Source organism: Cupriavidus sp. 01L45, assembly GCF_056399885.1.
Genome location: NZ_JBFTSG010000178.1, coordinates 1 through 481 on the forward strand (window position 1 = coordinate 1; position 481 = coordinate 481).

The 481-nt window shown below is 53.8% G+C and carries 2 rRNA genes; both read left to right on the forward strand.

The features are described 5' to 3' along the window. Positions 1 to 221 (forward strand): 23S ribosomal RNA (locus AC1DT6_RS40595); the annotation flags it as partial. A 134-nt stretch (positions 222 to 355) separates the two neighbouring features. Continuing rightward, positions 356 to 468 (forward strand): 5S ribosomal RNA (gene rrf / locus AC1DT6_RS40600). Positions 469 to 481: the final 13 nt, after the last annotated feature.

The following is a 481-nucleotide window of genomic DNA, read 5'->3' on the forward strand; positions in this document are numbered from 1 at the left end:
TGGTGTACCTGTTGTCTCGCCAGAGGCATCGCAGGGTAGCTATGTACGGAAGAGATAACCGCTGAAAGCATCTAAGCGGGAAACTCGCCTGAAGATGAGGATTCCCTGGAGCCTTGAGCTCCTTGAAGGGTCGTTCGAGACCAGGACGTTGATAGGCTGGGTGTGGAAGCGCAGTAATGCGTTAAGCTAACCAGTACTAATTGCCCGTAAGGCTTGATCCTATAACCAGTGTGTTTCTGCTGGTTGAGTATCGCGTGCCGCTGCCGTGATAACGAGCAGCTTGGCCGATACGCACAACCTCTACTACATCCCTATTCGCTGCGTTGAACATGGCTCAACGCGGCCACCGTTTATGCCTGGTGACCATAGCGAGTTGGAACCACCCCTTCCCATCCCGAACAGGACCGTGAAACGACTCCACGCCGATGATAGTGCGGATACCCGTGTGAAAGTAGGTAATCGCCAGGCTCTCCCTTGAAAC